Raw genomic sequence first — 16084 nt, forward strand, 5'->3', positions numbered from 1 at the left:
AATGTTTTAAACACTAATCCAAGTATATCTAACAATAAATATACTTGTTTAATATACTGACTGATTTATATTTAAGCAATAATTCTTGTACCCGTTATGCCTGATTTTCCATTAAATAATTCAATGAGTTTATCTGATTCTTTCCAGCTAGCGATATCTATTGGTCGACCTAATGTTTTAGCCGCTTCAAATGCAGAATTCACTTTCACGATCATTCCATCGGTAATAATTCCTTGAGCAATTAGATGATCTGCCTCAGCTTGTGTTAACGATTCGATTAATTGTTTGTTTTCATCTAACACACCAGATACATCAGATAGTAAAATTAAATCTGCATTTAAAGTTTTTGCCAAGGCAACAGCTGCGTGATCGGCATTGACATTCATCATCTTGCCTTCATCGGTAATCCCAATTGAACTAACAATAGGTAAATAACCATTATTAAGGAGTAAATTGATTAAGGCCGGATCGCCTTGTTCAGCTTCACCTACATAACCTAATTCTTCAGAAATTTGCTTAACTTTTACGCTATCACCATCGGCTAAGCAGAGTCCAATACTGGCTATTTGTAATTTTTTAGCTTCTGACAAAATTGTGGTATTCGCACTACCAGCAAGGCTACCAACAATGACATCTATTTGATCTGCCGGTGTAACGCGTAAACCATTACGTCGAACGACAGGTAAGGAGAGCCGATCCATTAATGAATCAACCACACTACCACCACCATGAACAATAATTAAAGGACGTTTAAAATTTTTTTTGTATTCGCTAATAACAATAAATAATTTACTTAATGCATCTTTATTATCGAGTAATACACCGCCAAACTTAATAATCAATGGTTTCATTTTTATTTCCTATTCACTCTAATAAAAGTTCACTGATATAAACTTGTCATTATTAACAAATTAGTATCTATCTTTATAATAAGGCTGTTGTTTCATCAAAACCAAATCGAATATTCATACATTGTACTGCTTGCGCAGCTGCACCTTTTAATAAATTGTCTTCCACAGAAATTAAAATCAGATGTTGGCCTTTAAGCACAAAACCAATATCACAATAAGGTAAGCCAATTACCGATTTTAGGGCTGGCCATTGTTTTTGGTAAACTCTTACTAATGGTTTATCATCATAATATTTATTTAAAGCGGTAAGAATATCTTCCTCACTCACCCCTTCTTTCACCTGACAGGTGATAGTGGCATGGATACCATCTTTAAAACAACCTAAATGTGGAGTAAAAATAACTTCCTGCCCTAAATGTATCGCAATTTCAGGTTGATGACGATGAGTAAATATGCCATAAGCATGTAAACTAACCTCACAAAATAGATTATTTGTAGAAGGTTTACGGCCTGCACCACTAACGCCACTCACAGCATTAATGACAGGCCATTGCCTTTTGTCTAGTAAATCTTCTTCAATTAATGGTTTTAGTGGCAGTTGCGATGCGGTTGGATAACAACCAGGTACAGCGATTAATTGCGCATTTTTTATCGCATCAAAATTCCATTCAGCTAGACCATAAACAGCTTTATCTAACCACTGTTGGTGCTGATGTTCAAAACCATAAAATTGGGTATAAAACGAGGGAGAGTTGACTCGAAACGCACCCGATAAATCAAATACTGTACAACCATTTTCAAGAAAGAATGGTGCGATATCGTGACTAACAGAATGTTCAGTAGCTAAAAATACAATATCAATATCTTTGACAAGAGAAGAATAATCAGCCGTGGCAATTAAAGGTAAATCAACAACACCTTTCAATTGCGGGTATAAAAATCTATCAGAAATAAGTTTACCCGCATCAAGGCTATTTTCTGATACCGTTAAAGCGACTAATTCAATATTTGGATGTTTTGTTAAATAGTAAGCTAATTTTGCACCTGCATAACCACTCGCCCCAACAATTATTGCTTTTAACATATCTTTCCTTATCTATCATTCAGATTTTTATGCAGTATAGTAGGCGATTTAAAGCAACAAAACAAGAGAAAATTGAATTTTTATTCACTTTTTGTGAATTTATTTTCAAAAAGACAATTACTGCCACGATTTTAACGTTAGCAGTGAGGTGAAAATGTCGTCCTCCTACATATAAGAGTTGTAGGAGGACGATTAATGTTTATTTTAAATAACAGGCGGATTTTAAGATTGCTATAAGTAGTTCCCAATAACGATAAACACTTTGAATATTAACTTTTTCATCAGGTGAATGAGGTGAAACAATGGTCGGTCCTATTGATATCATATCCATATCAGGATAAGACTGTTTAAATAGACCACATTCTAAGCCGGCATGAATCACCATAATTTTTGCTTGTTTTGAGAAAATCTCTTGATATTTATCTTTAGCTAATTGTAAAAGACTGGAATTTAAATTAGGCTCCCAGCCCGAATAACCACCACTAATTTCGTAATTGGCATTAACTAATTGGCTTAACGAGATTAATGTTGCAACGACAGCATCTTTCGCACTATCAACTTGAGAACGGATTAAGAAATTAACGTTTAGTTGATTATCGCTAATATTTACAATACCTAGATTTAAAGATGTTTCAACAACACCATGAATTTGCGTACTCATACTCACCACACCATTTGGCGCAACATTTAATAAATTGACAATTTTACTTTGCTGTTCAACGGCGATGACTCGTTTTATGTGATCATTATTAACCTCTTTTAGGGTTAATTCTATATTGGGTTCGACCTGTCCAAACTCATTTTGTAAAACAGAATTATATTGGTTAACAATCTGTTCTAGTTTTGGCAAATCTTGTTTATTTAAGGTTAATTCAGCGAATGCTTCTCGAGGTATTGCATTACGTAAAGAACCCCCTCTTATATCTGCTAATCGATATGAGAGATCTTGTCCATATTCCGCTAAAAATCTTGCTAGTAATTTTATTGCATTACCACGGCCAAGATGAATATCACAACCAGAATGTCCTCCTTTCAAACCTTTTAGCGAGAGTTGAATATAGCAATCATGTATTTCTGGCATTACCGCATATGTGATGGCAAAACTGGTCGTAAAATCAACACCACCAGCACAGCCAGTAAATATTTCGCCTTCATCTTCAGAATCAGTATTAATCAAATAATGACTTTTCAACCAATTTGGTTGTAGACCAAAAGCGCCATGCATCCCCGTCTCTTCCGAAGTTGTAACCAATACTTCAAGAGGTCCATGTTCAACTGAAGGATCAATCAATACAGCCAAGGCTGATGCCAAACCTACGCCATTATCTGCACCTAATGTGGTTCCTTTAGCTTTGACCCAATCACCATCAACATAAGCTTGAATTGGATCAACAAGAAAATCGTGCTGGGTACCTTCATTTTTTTGCGGAACCATATCCATATGAGCTTGCAAAGCGATTGATGGACAATCTTCCATCCCTTTAGTAGCAGCTTTACGCAGTAAAACATTACCAGCTTTATCTAGCTGACAATCAATATGATGAATAGTTGCAAAATCGACTATATATTTAGTTATCATTTGTTCATGATGAGAAGGATGGGGAATTTTACAAATATCATTAAAAATCTGCCAAACAAATTTTGGATTTAAGGTCGATAGCATATTTTATCCTCAATATTAGGTGGGTAATGAATTAATAAGTGGTTTTTTTTATCTAACCACTCTATAATAAGGTGCAATTTTACATCTATTTTTAGCCCATTAATATTAATTTATTAAATTCGTATATTCGATTAAAATTGCAGGTTACACATGTCAATAGAACAAACTTTAACAGAAGAAGAAATCAAAGCCAAAAAACAGCATAAAGCAGAGATTATCGCTGAAAAGAAAAAATTCAATGTCACTTGGGAAATGCTACAAGCTTATGGTCGTCAGCTTTCTGAGAGATTATTACCCGCCAATCAATGGAAAGGCATCATTGCAGTTAGTCGTGGTGGCTTAGTACCAGCAGCTATTTTAGCTCGTGAACTTAGTATTCGTTATGTCGATACAGTTTGTATTTCTAGCTATGATCATGATCATCAACGTGAAAAATTAATTTTAAAACAAGCAAACGGTGATGGCGAAGGCTTTATTGTTGTTGACGATTTAGTTGACACTGGTAGCACTGCACATACCATTCGTGAGATGTATCCTAAGGCTCACTTTGTCACTATTTTTGCTAAACCAGCAGGTAAACCATTAGTTGATGATTATGTTGTCGACATCGCACAAGATACATGGATTGAACAACCATGGGATACTGGTGTCATGTTTGTTAAACCAATTAGTGATAATAAATAATCATCTAATATAAATAGGTTGCTATGGTTATGACTGAAAACCTTTCTGAAAAGATATTCAAACCACAATATGACTACCCTGAAACATCATCGCTAATCAATCGTCTTGACAGCAGCAATGGCAGCAGTATTAGTCCTCTTGATGGTGAAATTGATTCAAAATGGTATCGAATCATTAACCCTCTTTTATGGTATTGGCGCGGCCTTCCTAAGTTAGAAATCGAAGCGGTTTTATCAAGAATCGCTATTTCAACTAAGCGCCATACTAATGATAAATGGTTGGATTCAGTTATTGGTTATCAATCTGGCAACTGGATATATGAATTTTTAAATCAGGCTGCAATGTGGCAAGCTAAAGCTGATAATGCCGCTCAATCTAATTTAACTGAAGAATCAAAAAATAGTTTACATCAGGATTATCTCATTGCCAGCGAATACGCCAGCATTGCCAGTTATCCTCATTTTAAGAATGATGAGCTAGCGATGTATGCTCAAACCTGTGCCTATCAATCATATATGAAGGCACTTGAATATTCACCTTATTCAACCAAGCAGTTAGAGTTTAAGGTTGAAAATCGGGTTATCAAATCCATTTTGCATTTACCAAACAATAGTAATAGTGGTGTTTGTCCTGTCGTTTTAATCTGCAATGGTTTAGGTAATTTACAAATTGATTATTATCGTTACTTTAGTGAATATCTTGCTCCACAAGGTTTTGCTATGTTAACTGTCGATTTACCAACCGTTGGATATAGTCGTAATTTTGTATTGAGCCAAAATAGTAGCCAAATTCATCAAGCAGTGATCGAACAACTACCATCGGTTCCATGGGTTGATAGTAATCGAGTGATTGTTGCTGGATTCCGCTTTGGTTCACATATTGCAACACGACTTGCCTATTTAATGCCTAATAAAATAAAAGGGTTATTTAATTTTACTCCATTTATACACCAACTCTTTGTTGATAAGGCATTACAACAAAATCTACCTAATAGCTATAAAGATATGCTGGCCAGTCGTTTAGGTTTAACTTCTGTATCAAATCAACAATTAGCGGCCGAATTGAATTATTTTTCTCTTAAAAATCAAGGGTTATTAACCCATTCTTGTCCTGTACCGGTTATGAATATTATCTTTGAAGATGATAAATTAAGTAATTTGAGTGAAGCAAAATTAATTCAATCAACAAAACAAAGCAAAATTGTCACAATCCCCAAAACACCATTGCAAAAAGGTTTACAAAACGCCTTTACTCAATCAGTTAAATGGATGGAGTCTATTTTGTAATAACTAATCTGAATAAGAGTATTGTTATGAATAATAAAAAACAACAAATTGTCGTTGTTAAACTCGGTACCAGTGTTTTAACTGGAGGAACTAAACAGTTAGACCGTGCGAGAATAGTAGAACTGATTCGACAATGTTCTTATTTACATCAAACTGGTCATAAAATTATTATCGTGACTTCGGGTGCTATTGCTGCTGGTCGAGAATACCTCAACTATCCTAACCTACCCAATACTGTTGCCACAAAACAATTACTTGCTTCAGTTGGTCAAAGTAAATTAATCCAACTTTGGGAACAGCTGTTTTCGATATATAAAATTTATATTGGACAAATGCTATTAACTCGCGCAGATCTTGAAGATCGTGAACGCTTTTTAAATGCTCAAGATGTATTAAAAGCAATGCTAGAGAATAATATTGTCCCAGTGATTAATGAAAATGATGCAGTTGCTACTGCTGAAATTAAAGTTGGTGATAACGATAATTTATCAGCACTTGCCGCAATTTTAGCTGAAGCAGATAAATTGATATTGCTTACCGATATCGAAGGTTTATATACAGCCGATCCAAGAAGCGATAGCAATGCACAATTGATAAAAGAAGTAAGTCAGATTAATGATGATCTGCGCAGTATCGCCGGTGATAGTGTTTCAGGTTTAGGAACCGGTGGCATGAGCACAAAAATTCAAGCTGCCGAAGTAGCTGGGAGTGCTGGCATAGAAGTAATTATAGCTGCAGGAAATAAAGCCAATGTGATTGTTGATGCAGTCAATAATCAATCGGTTGGTACCCGTTTTTTACCGCAAAAAACCCCATTAGAACATCGAAAGCACTGGCTATATGGCGCACCAAACGTAGGCAAAGTGATACTTGATGATGGTGCGATTAACGCCATTTTAAATAATGGTAGTTCGCTATTACCAAAAGGCATTATCGCAGTCGAAAAAGATTTTTCACGTGGTGAAGTCATTAATATTTGTGATAAATCTGGTATGCAAATAGCTCGAGGAGTCAGCCGTTATAATAGTGATGCATTACGACAAATAGCAGGACATCATTCACAAGAAATTAGCCAAATAATTGGCTATGAATATGGTCCTGTTGCCGTACACCGAGATGATATGCTGATTAAATAATAGATTTAGGATAGAGACATTCGGCCAAATCGTTACAAAAACTTACTCTATAGCGTTGTGTTCAGTATTATCCTTTATTAATAATAATGCCTACAATCAAGCTTTTGTCTATGCAAAAACTAACATCAGAGAAGGTTATTATTGGCATGTTTATATTTTTATAATATAAAAATATATTGATGATTTAATATATAACATAGAGTTCTGGATAGATTACCTATCTTATCGATAAATAAAAAAATAGATGAATAAGATAAAAGGTTTATAAAATTGAGTATTGAAGTTAATAGCTATCGCGAAAAATGGCAAAAAGATGATCAGGATTTAGTCTTTTATCGACGTAAATATATTGAACCACTTATAATAATTTTACTTGCCTGCTTTATAGCATTCTTTATTTTCTCTCACATAATCGAAATCCCTTTTCACCTCGGTCTCATTTTATTATTAATGATTGTTTTTTTGTTATTACAATGGGCTGAAAAATATATCATTTTGGGTAAAACATTTATTAGTATTAGGAATAGTCAATTTACCGTTACGGATCTTATCTTGTTTACCATGTTTTTTATTGTTTATGTCTTTTTAAAAAGAAAAGATAAAAATAAAATGACCTGTATCCTATTTAAGAATATTATTAATATCTCAGAAAAAAATCCTAATACCATAATAATAAAATATAAGACAAACGATACTATTGAGGATTATGTTATCGACCTAAATATGATGTTGGAGTCAGAAAAGCAGTTATATTTAGAAAAATATGCAATCTATTAAAAAACTTTGTGGACAAAATCAATAAAGGTTAAGCAATGATAAACGAAATGGGTAAAGCAGCCAAACTTGCTTCATATCAATTAGCACAATGCGCAACAAAAATTAAAAATCAGGCTTTAATTCATATCGCCGATTTATTAGAACTAAATGCTGACAAGATTCTTGATGCTAATCAAAAAGATATGGCTATGGCAAAAGAACAAGGATTGACCGAGGCAATACTCGATCGTCTGTTATTAACTTCCGAACGATTATCATCTATTGCTAATGATGTTCGCAATGTTGTTTCTTTAACCGATCCAATTGGCCAAGTTATTGATGGTTCGACATTAGCAAGCGGATTAAAGTTACAACGTCACAGGGTGCCATTAGGTGTGATTGGTGTTATCTATGAAGCTCGTCCTAATGTGACTATTGATATTGCGGCTCTTTGCTTAAAAACCGGCAATGCAGCGATACTGCGTGGTGGTAAAGAGACGATTAATACCAATGCTGCTATTATAGCTATCATTCAGCAAGCTTTAAAACAAGTCGGTTTACCTGAAACAGCAATTCAATCTATCGATAATCCTGATCGCAAATATATCACTGAATTACTTAAACTTGATAAATATGTTGATATGATTATTCCTCGAGGTGGCGCAGCATTACACAAACTTTGTCGAGAACATTCAACCATACCTGTTATTACTGGTGGAATTGGTGTTTGCCATATTTTTGTCGATGAAAGTGCTGATTTTGATAAAGCGCTATCAATAATACTTAATGCAAAAACTCAGCGACCAAGTACCTGTAATACTGTTGAAACAGTACTTGTTCATACTGAAATTGCCAATACTTTTTTACCAAAACTTAGTCAAATCATGGCCGATAATCAGGTGATATTGCATGCCGATCCCGATGCTTATAAGATTTTGAATGCTGGAGTGGCAAATGTTTTTGCCGTTGAGGATGATGAACTAAGACAAGAGTGGCTTTCCAAAGATCTGAATATTGTCATTGTTGATTCATTGGAATTGGCGGTGGAACATATTCGCGAATATGGTAGTGGTCATTCAGAAGCCATTTTAACGCGAAGCCTTATAAATGCAGAACAATTCGTTAACTTAGTCGATGCTGCTGCAGTTTATGTTAATGCATCGACCCGATTCACCGATGGTGCACAATTCGGTTTAGGTGCTGAAGTTGCAGTTAGTACGCAAAAATTACATGCCAGAGGACCAATGGGCCTTGAAGCCTTAACAACGTATAAATGGATTGGTTATGGCGAAGATTTAGTTCGTCAGTAATGATAACAACTAACTGTTCATAACCCTGAACAGTTAGTTATATAGTTATTAGTTATATAAGTTAAATAGATTAATCAAAATTACGCATTAAAAGCGCATAATTTAAATCAATATCTTCGGCGATTGGAATATAAACAATGTGACCATCACCAAGTCCTGCTGGAACTGGTTGACCTTTTTTATTTTCCATTCGTTCAATAATAAAGGTCATATTACCTTTAGGGGTCATCATTTCAACACTATCCCCTACTGAAAATTTATTTTTAACAATAATTTCAGCTAAGCCATTTAGACGTTGACCACTAAACTCACCAACAAATTGTTGTCTATCAGATACAGAATGACTGTGCACATAATTTTGCATATCTTCATGTTTATGGCGACGTAAAAAGCCTTCGGTATATCCTCGATGAGCCAAAGAATCAAGTTCAGCCAATAAGCGTGGATCAAATGGTTTACCTTCACTGGCGGCATCAATAGCTTGACGATAGACTTGAGCGGTTCTTGCACAGTAATAAAACGATTTGGTTCGCCCTTCAATCTTAAGTGAATGTACGCCGATCTTAGTTAAATCTTCGACTAATTCAACCGCTCTTAAATCTTTTGAATTCATGATATAAGTACCATGTTCATCTTCAAAAGCTTGCATATATTCGCCAGGGCGACCAGATTCTTCTAACATAAAGACCTGATTGGTTGTTGTACCAACACCTAATGTAGGTTCAACTTGTTGTATAGGAATCGGCTCGCATTTATGGACTATCTGCCCTACTTCGTCCTCTTTACCCTCTGATACTTTATATTCCCAACGACAAGCATTAGTACAAGTACCTTGATTTGAGTCACGTTTATTAATATAACCCGATAATAAACAACGCCCCGAATAAGCCATACAAAGCGCACCATGAATAAAAACTTCAAGTTCCATTTCCGGCACTTTTTCTCGAATTTCTTTGATTTCATCGATGGATAACTCTCGTGACAACACAACACGCGTTAATCCCATCTTATGCCAAAATTGTACCGTCGCCCAGTTAACCGCGTTGGATTGCACAGATAAGTGAATTTCCATTTCCGGAAAATGTTCACGAACCAACATGATTAAACCAGGATCAGACATGATAAACGCATCTGGCTTCATATTTACGATTGGCTCTAAATCACGAATAAAGGTTTTTAATTTCGAATTATGCGGTGCAATATTAACTACCACATAAAACTTTTTACCTTGAGCATGAGCTTCGTTGATGCCAATAGCAAGATTTTCATGATTAAATTCATTATTACGTACTCGCAAACTGTAGCGTGGCTGCCCGGCATAAACTGCATCAGCACCATAAGCAAATGCGTAACGCATATTTTTAAGAGAACCAGCTGGTGAAAGTAATTCTGGTTTTGGATATAACATTGTCATTAAAAAATGCCTCTGATTTCAAGTCAGTATTACCTTATAAGGTAATAGGTTAAGCAAAATAGGATGGGCATTTTACGCTTTAGCTATCAGATTGGCAAATTTATTGTTATAACAATCAATAACAGCTTAATAGTGAGCAAAACAGTCTAGAAAAAGTTCTTAATAATTACCTGTTATCTTCTCTTAATTGTTAAATCATTAAGGTAAATGGTCTTTATTTTTGTCAGAAATATTCACTGGTGATTTATAACCTAAAATGACTAACCCAAACCATTAATTTGAGTTGTCTAGGTCTTCGGTAACTAGTCCAATCAATGGTAAATATTCTTGCCAACGATATTCCCTTATCGGCATTGGGTTAGCATTGTCAAAATATAAAACTAATGCGGGTTTGATACCATTCCAATTATCGACAAACTCATAGTGTATCAAATACCCTTGTGAGATCAGTTTTTTGGCTTTAGCATGATAATTAAAATATGCCATGTTTTATCCTGTTTCTTGATAAACGTTATAAGTGGGCATAACTGAATCAATGGTTTACAATAAATGATGGGTACTTTTTTGATTGTTTAATTGACTAATGATTTAATAAATAACATTAAAAATCGAAAATATTTTTACAATTACAAAAATACCTGAACTACAAATGGACTTTAATGATGATATTCAGCTTTAAGATTACTAAAGAATGGTTATTTTGATTCATCTTTTAACATTTCCAAACAGTCTTTACTATCTATAGTAAAAGAAAATAAATATTTATTATTTTCTTCATTATACATGTATTTAAAAATCGCCCCTTTATTTATTGCTTTTTTTGTACTTTCTTCAGTACAAAGAAGGTTTCTTACCGTCAAAAAAAGTTTATTTTCAACAAAACCCATTTCTAAATCTTCAAAATTAATATTAAAAATTGTCATTTTGTAAACTATTGTATTTTTATATGCCATAGTTGAATCTAAAATGGTAAACTGATCTAACTGATATGGAGTATTTTTATTTATTTCTTTTGACATGGTAACTAACTGCTTTTCAATATTTTTTTTATCAAATAGGTCAAATTGATTAATAAAAAAGAAAACTGCTACTGAAGCAATAATAAATGATAACCAATATCTAAGTTTTTCTACCGTCATAATAATACTCAATTCGCTATAATTATCATTAACTATATCATATAAAGAATAAATATCTCTATTAACTTGATAGTTTATTCGAGCAAATACTGTAGGTAACTTATCGATTTTTAATGGAGGCGCGTCCCGGAGTCGAACCGAGGTAGACGGATTTGCAATCCGCAGCATGGCCACTCTGCCAACGCGCCGAAGAGGTCTATCTGAATAGGTGGCAAATATTAGCATTGGCTTACCTTATCGTCAAGTTTTAATAGGTTATAAATACAGCAGTCGCATAGAATATTTTAAATGTCCTAAATATAGGACATCAATAAGAAGGATGAGTTAAATTTATATAGCTTATTTACAACTAAAATCATAAAAATTTTGAGGAGCGGGCTTTTTTAAGGGTAAAATGAGACATAATTTCCAGTAACGCTTTTATTTATCATAAAAAAACATATGCTGCACTAAATTCACAATCTTAAAATTTAAACTGACAACGTTATAAATTATTTTCAATTAAAAGACATTTATTGCTTGAAAATTAACTCTTTTAGTATAAAAATAGCTCTGCTTTTATAATATTTATTTTTAAGGAATGGAAATGTTTAAAAAACTATTAGCTGTATCATTATTAAGTTTTGCGTTAATTGGTTGTGGTGGTGGTGATGCACCTAAAATTGATTTTACAACACAAGAAACTTTTACTAGTTCTGTAAAAACAGCTAGTGAAAAATTAAGTGATAACGATAAAATTGCTTTTGCTCGTGCCATTGTTAAAGCAACAACTGCTGCGGCAACTAATCCAGCTAATGCTGGCGATGAAGCTAAAGTAACTGCAGATCTTAAAAGCAAACTTAATGGTAAAACAGCTAAAGAAATTATCAGCGAATTTGATAAATAATTTTAACTGATTAGCGCTAAAGCCCGCATAAGCGGGTTTTTTTATAAATAAATTTCACCTCATTACGTAATTTATTTTTAATAATACATATCGTTATATACCCAATTACCATTATTTTAATTGAATTACTTTTGATTATGACAACTTGATTTGTATATAATTTAGTCTATTGAAGTTAATTTTTTTTTTAATTTCCTGAACAATTTTTATATACTTATAGCAATAGAACAGTAAATTTGAGGTATCTAGTGATTGAGTTAAAGCTTAGAGAAGTAAAAAAAGACTTATCAACTAAAGAGCTTAAAGTTGCTTACTATATTATTGATAATATCCAAGCACTCAAGAATATGAGCATCCAAACTTTAGCAAAACTCAATCACGTAAGTACCACCACTATTTTACGTTTATGTAATAAATTAGGATATAAAGGATTCAGTGATTTCAAGGTCGATCTGATTGGCTCAATCCCTAAAAAACTTAATAATGAGATATTACAAGATGATATCAATTTGAACGATTCTCTTGCTGATGTGAATAGTAAAGTCCAAGCAATGGAAAAATCCTCAATTGATGAAACCCACTCTATCGTTAATATTCATGCATTAAATAGTGCCATTGATTTAATTATTAATTGTCAAAAAATAGTTATATTTGGTGTTGGCAGTAGTGGCTTAGTTGGTAAAGAATTGGAATATCAACTTATCAAAATAAAGAAAGATGTCAATTGTCACTTCGATGCTCACATTACTCGAAGTCTCATCAGTACATTAGATAAAAATGATCTTGTTATTATTATTTCACACTCAGGAGAAACGCCTGATTGTGTTGAGTTATTAAAACTAGCAGGTCAATCTTCGGTTCCTTCTCTTGCTATCACTAAAATGGGACAAAGTCAGATTTCATCCTTAGCCACCTTAGTGTTACATACTACATCGATGGAGCATGCTTCAAGATTAATACCAATACGATCTAAAATCTCTCAAATATCTGTAGTAAATATGCTCTTAACTAACTTATTTATTCGCCAATATGATGAACGTTTACTCTTACAAACTCAAAATAGAGAAAAACGTAAATATCCAGCCAAAACAACAAAATAAACACAAAAAACGAAAACACAAGTACTTTAGCTCTAACTCGTCAGTTATAACCATCATCTTTCTTTGCATAAATTTGATCTCGTTCACAAAATCATAAAAATTTCTTAAAAAATAGATGACTATTTGCCCCTGTAGATGTAACTTTATTACTAAATAAATAAAAATATTTAGTAATAAAATTACAAAACAAGGAAATTTCTATGCCACAACCTTTACCCATCATTCTAGCCAGTCATGGCCCATTTGCTCAAGGCGCTTTAGAGTGTGCACAAATGCTTATGGGAGAACAAGACAATGTTCATGTTATATCAGTTTTAATTGATAGTAATATCGATAATCTACGTCAAGAAATGCAAAGTAGTTACAAAAAACTAAATCAAGGTAATGGCGTAATTATATTGGTGGATATCATGGGGGGAACACCCTGCAATCTAGCCACCGAACTACTCATATCACATGACGATGTATTGTTATTTTGTGGTTTTAATATTCCAGTATTACTTGAAGTTTTAAATAATCGTGAAGGGACATTAAATGATGCCAAATTGGCTATTGAGGAAACTTTTCCCGAAAGCTGTAAAGATGTTCGGCAGATTCTAAATGTTCAACAAGAACAATCTAATGAGTTGTAAGGAGAAGACAAAATGCCAATAAATGTAGCAAGAATTGATGATCGCTTGATTCATGGACAAGTTATTACTACTTGGGTAAAAAACTATGACATTGAACAAGTATTAGTTATTAATGATAAAGTCGCTGAAGATAAAGTTCAGCAATCGGTACTCACTATGTCGGCACCTCCTGGTCTAAAAGTTTTAGTATTTGGGGTCCAACAATTTATCGAAATTCTAAAAAAGACCCCTATCAAAAAAAGAACCATGTTACTTTTCACGAATAGTATTGATGTTAATGCTTTAGTTGAAGGTGGACTATCGCTAGAAAAAGTGAATGTAGGCGGAATGAGAATGCAAGATGGCCGACATCAATTATCAAGAGCGGTTTCGGTAACACCAGAAGAGGAACAAGCATTCAAAAATCTTATTGCTAAGAATATTCCAGTTGAGGTGCAGATGGTTCCTAAAGATCCAATAGTCGATCTGAAATCACTACTTAACTAAATAATCTTTCGAAATATTTATTTTTAATTTGGAGGTTAACATATGTTAACACAAGCTATTCTTGTCGCCATTTGGGCGGGAATTTGTTCTTTGGATGATGTTGGTCCGCAGATGTTACGTCGCCCATTATTAACAGGTACCATTGCAGGTATTATTATGGGCGATATGGTTCAAGGGTTAGCAATTAGTGCAACACTTGAATTAATGTGGATGGGTATTGGTAATGTAGGGGCATATTCAGCACCAGACATTGTTGCCGGTGCCATTATCGGGGTTTCACTAGGTATCACCACTGGCGGAGGTATTGCTACTGGTATTGCGTTAGGCGTGCCTGTGTCATTGTTATGTCAACAATTACTCATTATATGGCGTTCATTCGCATGTTTTTTAAATCCTTGGGCAGAACGTTCTGTTTTAAATGGTAATTATAAAGCGCTGGCTAAAGTTCACTTTTTCTCAACACCAGTTTGGTTTTTAATTCGTGCAGTTCCTTGTTTTATTGCAATTTATTTTGGTAGTGAGTTAGTTAAAACTATTTTAGATGCGATTCCAAAAAGCATCATTGATGGTATGGGCGTTGCTTCCAAATTAATTCCAGCAGTAGGTATTTGTATTTTATTACTGATGTTACTCAAAGGCAGAATGTGGTTCTTTTTCCTATTAGGTTTCATGCTAACTACCTATTTAAAATTACCAATTATTCCTGTTACCTTTATCGCTCTAGCTTTCGCAGTCCTATATGACATGGCGTCAACTAATAGCAGAAACAGTAATAATAATGAATCCGATAACCAAACATCAATGAATAGCAACACTGAAGAGGAATATGATCTATGAGTACTCTACATAAAATTACCAAAAAAGATCTGAATCGTATCTTTTGGAACTTACAAACAATGTCATTTTCATATAACTATGAAAAAATGCAAATGATAGGATTTGCTCATTGTATGATCCCTGTACTAGATCGACTTTATAAAGATGCAGATAAAGAAACTCGTATCCGAGCAATGAAACGCCATTTAGAGTTTTTCAATACACAAATTAATGCTGGCGCTTTAATTTTGGGCGTCACCGCCGCAATGGAAGAGAAAACCAGTGAAGAAGAAAAAGATGCGGTAGTCTCTGTTAAAGCTGGCTTAATGGGACCTTTTGCAGGTTTAGGTGATAGTTTACTTAAATTCACTTGGATGCCGATTTGCGGCAGTATTGGCGCAGCATTTGCGTTGCAAGGCAATATCATTGGCCCTATATTAATGTTTTTAATTTATAACCTTGTTAATGTGTTAAGTAAATATTTCTTTATTCATTATGGTTATAACAAGGGTGTAGATTTAATTGAGCAATCAAAAAATTCAAACATTATTCAAAGAATAAGTAACTTGGCTAATGTTGTTGGTGTCATGGTCTTGGGTTCGCTCATTGCATCAACGGTCAAAGTTGCTACACCACTAACAATAAATGTTGGCGAACAATCGATTAAAGTTCAAGAAATGTTCGATAAAGTCATGCCAAATTTTTTAACCTTACTTTTTGCATTAGCCACATTCTTCATCGTTAGGAAGTTTCAAGGTAAATACACAGTTAGCTTAATACTGGCGGTAATGGTGATTGGCGTAATATTTTCAATGTATGGTATTTTAAAGTAAGGAATAAA

General features: G+C 33.9%; 17 protein-coding genes and 1 tRNA gene. 11 read left to right on the forward strand and 7 right to left on the reverse strand.

Annotated features, from left to right (window positions below; all coding sequences use genetic code 11):
• Window positions 1-71: 71 nt before the first annotated feature.
• The 3 genes from argB to H3U97_RS04080 all read right to left on the reverse strand — a co-directional run bounded on the left by argB (window position 72) and on the right by H3U97_RS04080 (window position 3598).
• Window positions 72-851, reverse strand: a complete 780-nt coding sequence (gene argB / locus H3U97_RS04070) for an acetylglutamate kinase (RefSeq protein ID WP_065651218.1) — start codon at window positions 849-851, stop codon at window positions 72-74.
• A 73-nt stretch (window positions 852-924) separates the two neighbouring features.
• Window positions 925-1935, reverse strand: a complete 1011-nt coding sequence (gene argC / locus H3U97_RS04075) for an N-acetyl-gamma-glutamyl-phosphate reductase (protein ID WP_065651219.1) — start codon at window positions 1933-1935, stop codon at window positions 925-927.
• Window positions 1936-2134: 199 nt separating this feature from the next.
• A complete protein-coding gene (locus H3U97_RS04080; RefSeq protein WP_198192094.1) occupies window positions 2135-3598 on the reverse strand; it encodes an aminoacyl-histidine dipeptidase in 1464 nt (487 codons plus the stop codon).
• 150 nt (window positions 3599-3748) lie between these two features.
• Between H3U97_RS04080 and gpt the strand changes: the two genes are divergently transcribed.
• The 5 genes from gpt (at window position 3749) to proA (ending at window position 8770) form a co-directional block, all read left to right on the forward strand.
• Complete coding sequence (gpt, locus tag H3U97_RS04085) at window positions 3749-4282, forward strand: xanthine phosphoribosyltransferase (protein ID WP_081298886.1); 534 nt, start codon at window positions 3749-3751, stop codon at window positions 4280-4282.
• Window positions 4283-4311: 29 nt separating this feature from the next.
• Entirely contained in the window at window positions 4312-5568 is a 1257-nt protein-coding gene (gene frsA, locus H3U97_RS04090) for an esterase FrsA (protein WP_198198264.1), read from the forward strand.
• Window positions 5569-5594: 26 nt separating this feature from the next.
• Window positions 5595-6704, forward strand: a complete 1110-nt coding sequence (gene proB, locus H3U97_RS04095) for a glutamate 5-kinase (RefSeq protein ID WP_086361057.1) — start codon at window positions 5595-5597, stop codon at window positions 6702-6704.
• A gap of 270 nt (window positions 6705-6974) precedes the next feature.
• Complete coding sequence (locus H3U97_RS04100) at window positions 6975-7481, forward strand: hypothetical protein (protein WP_198198266.1); 507 nt, start codon at window positions 6975-6977, stop codon at window positions 7479-7481.
• Between the two features lie 35 nt (window positions 7482-7516).
• On the forward strand, window positions 7517-8770 hold the full coding sequence (gene proA, locus H3U97_RS04105) for a glutamate-5-semialdehyde dehydrogenase (RefSeq protein WP_086356940.1): 1254 nt from the start codon (window positions 7517-7519) through the stop codon (window positions 8768-8770).
• A gap of 70 nt (window positions 8771-8840) precedes the next feature.
• Here the strand turns inward: proA and yegQ are convergent, their stop codons facing one another.
• From yegQ to H3U97_RS04125, 4 genes are all read right to left on the reverse strand, one after another.
• The gene (gene yegQ, locus H3U97_RS04110) at window positions 8841-10178 is read right to left on the reverse strand and encodes a tRNA 5-hydroxyuridine modification protein YegQ (RefSeq protein ID WP_110453584.1); all 1338 of its coding nucleotides are present in this window, start codon (window positions 10176-10178) and stop codon (window positions 8841-8843) included.
• 279 nt (window positions 10179-10457) lie between these two features.
• A complete protein-coding gene (locus tag H3U97_RS04115) occupies window positions 10458-10670 on the reverse strand; it encodes a thermostable hemolysin delta-VPH (RefSeq protein WP_065612892.1) in 213 nt (70 codons plus the stop codon).
• A gap of 209 nt (window positions 10671-10879) precedes the next feature.
• A complete protein-coding gene (locus H3U97_RS04120; protein WP_086319667.1) occupies window positions 10880-11323 on the reverse strand; it encodes a hypothetical protein in 444 nt (147 codons plus the stop codon).
• Window positions 11324-11437: 114 nt separating this feature from the next.
• Window positions 11438-11511: transfer RNA gene (locus H3U97_RS04125), tRNA-Cys, on the reverse strand.
• A gap of 398 nt (window positions 11512-11909) precedes the next feature.
• Between H3U97_RS04125 and H3U97_RS04130 the strand changes: the two genes are divergently transcribed.
• The 6 genes from H3U97_RS04130 to H3U97_RS04155 all read left to right on the forward strand — a co-directional run bounded on the left by H3U97_RS04130 (window position 11910) and on the right by H3U97_RS04155 (window position 16076).
• Entirely contained in the window at window positions 11910-12209 is a 300-nt protein-coding gene (locus H3U97_RS04130; protein ID WP_065578899.1) for a DUF6694 family lipoprotein, read from the forward strand.
• A gap of 248 nt (window positions 12210-12457) precedes the next feature.
• Window positions 12458-13309 (forward strand): MurR/RpiR family transcriptional regulator, encoded by an 852-nt coding sequence (locus tag H3U97_RS04135; RefSeq protein ID WP_086356941.1) that lies wholly within the window; start codon window positions 12458-12460, stop codon window positions 13307-13309.
• 200 nt (window positions 13310-13509) lie between these two features.
• Entirely contained in the window at window positions 13510-13941 is a 432-nt protein-coding gene (locus H3U97_RS04140; RefSeq protein WP_065612890.1) for a PTS sugar transporter subunit IIA, read from the forward strand.
• 12 nt (window positions 13942-13953) lie between these two features.
• A complete protein-coding gene (locus tag H3U97_RS04145) occupies window positions 13954-14427 on the forward strand; it encodes a PTS sugar transporter subunit IIB (protein ID WP_065578902.1) in 474 nt (157 codons plus the stop codon).
• Window positions 14428-14469: 42 nt separating this feature from the next.
• A complete protein-coding gene (locus H3U97_RS04150; RefSeq protein ID WP_198198268.1) occupies window positions 14470-15264 on the forward strand; it encodes a PTS sugar transporter subunit IIC in 795 nt (264 codons plus the stop codon).
• Window positions 15261-16076, forward strand: coding sequence for a PTS system mannose/fructose/sorbose family transporter subunit IID (locus H3U97_RS04155; RefSeq protein WP_086356944.1), 816 nt, complete (start codon window positions 15261-15263; stop codon window positions 16074-16076). Before H3U97_RS04150 ends, H3U97_RS04155 begins: the two co-directional genes overlap by 4 nt.
• Window positions 16077-16084: the final 8 nt, after the last annotated feature.

It is taken from the genome of Gilliamella sp. W8128 (genome assembly GCF_016100545.1).
Taxonomy (GTDB): Bacteria; Pseudomonadota; Gammaproteobacteria; order Enterobacterales; family Orbaceae; genus Gilliamella; species Gilliamella apis.

Excerpts from the sequence above, each read along its gene's own strand:
- argB (WP_065651218.1), bottom strand. The coding sequence starts at position 851 with ATGAAACCATTGATTATTAAGTTTGGCGGTGTATTACTCGATAATAAA.
- argC (WP_065651219.1), bottom strand. The coding sequence starts at position 1,935 with ATGTTAAAAGCAATAATTGTTGGGGCGAGTGGTTATGCAGGTGCAAAA.
- H3U97_RS04080 (WP_198192094.1), bottom strand. The coding sequence starts at position 3,598 with ATGCTATCGACCTTAAATCCAAAATTTGTTTGGCAGATTTTTAATGAT.
- gpt (WP_081298886.1), top strand. The coding sequence starts at position 3,749 with ATGTCAATAGAACAAACTTTAACAGAAGAAGAAATCAAAGCCAAAAAA.
- frsA (WP_198198264.1), top strand. The coding sequence starts at position 4,312 with ATGACTGAAAACCTTTCTGAAAAGATATTCAAACCACAATATGACTAC.
- proB (WP_086361057.1), top strand. The coding sequence starts at position 5,595 with ATGAATAATAAAAAACAACAAATTGTCGTTGTTAAACTCGGTACCAGT.
- proA (WP_086356940.1), top strand. The coding sequence starts at position 7,517 with ATGATAAACGAAATGGGTAAAGCAGCCAAACTTGCTTCATATCAATTA.
- yegQ (WP_110453584.1), bottom strand. The coding sequence starts at position 10,178 with ATGTTATATCCAAAACCAGAATTACTTTCACCAGCTGGTTCTCTTAAA.
- H3U97_RS04115 (WP_065612892.1), bottom strand. The coding sequence starts at position 10,670 with ATGGCATATTTTAATTATCATGCTAAAGCCAAAAAACTGATCTCACAA.
- H3U97_RS04120 (WP_086319667.1), bottom strand. The coding sequence starts at position 11,323 with ATGACGGTAGAAAAACTTAGATATTGGTTATCATTTATTATTGCTTCA.
- H3U97_RS04130 (WP_065578899.1), top strand. The coding sequence starts at position 11,910 with ATGTTTAAAAAACTATTAGCTGTATCATTATTAAGTTTTGCGTTAATT.
- H3U97_RS04140 (WP_065612890.1), top strand. The coding sequence starts at position 13,510 with ATGCCACAACCTTTACCCATCATTCTAGCCAGTCATGGCCCATTTGCT.
- H3U97_RS04145 (WP_065578902.1), top strand. The coding sequence starts at position 13,954 with ATGCCAATAAATGTAGCAAGAATTGATGATCGCTTGATTCATGGACAA.
- H3U97_RS04150 (WP_198198268.1), top strand. The coding sequence starts at position 14,470 with ATGTTAACACAAGCTATTCTTGTCGCCATTTGGGCGGGAATTTGTTCT.
- H3U97_RS04155 (WP_086356944.1), top strand. The coding sequence starts at position 15,261 with ATGAGTACTCTACATAAAATTACCAAAAAAGATCTGAATCGTATCTTT.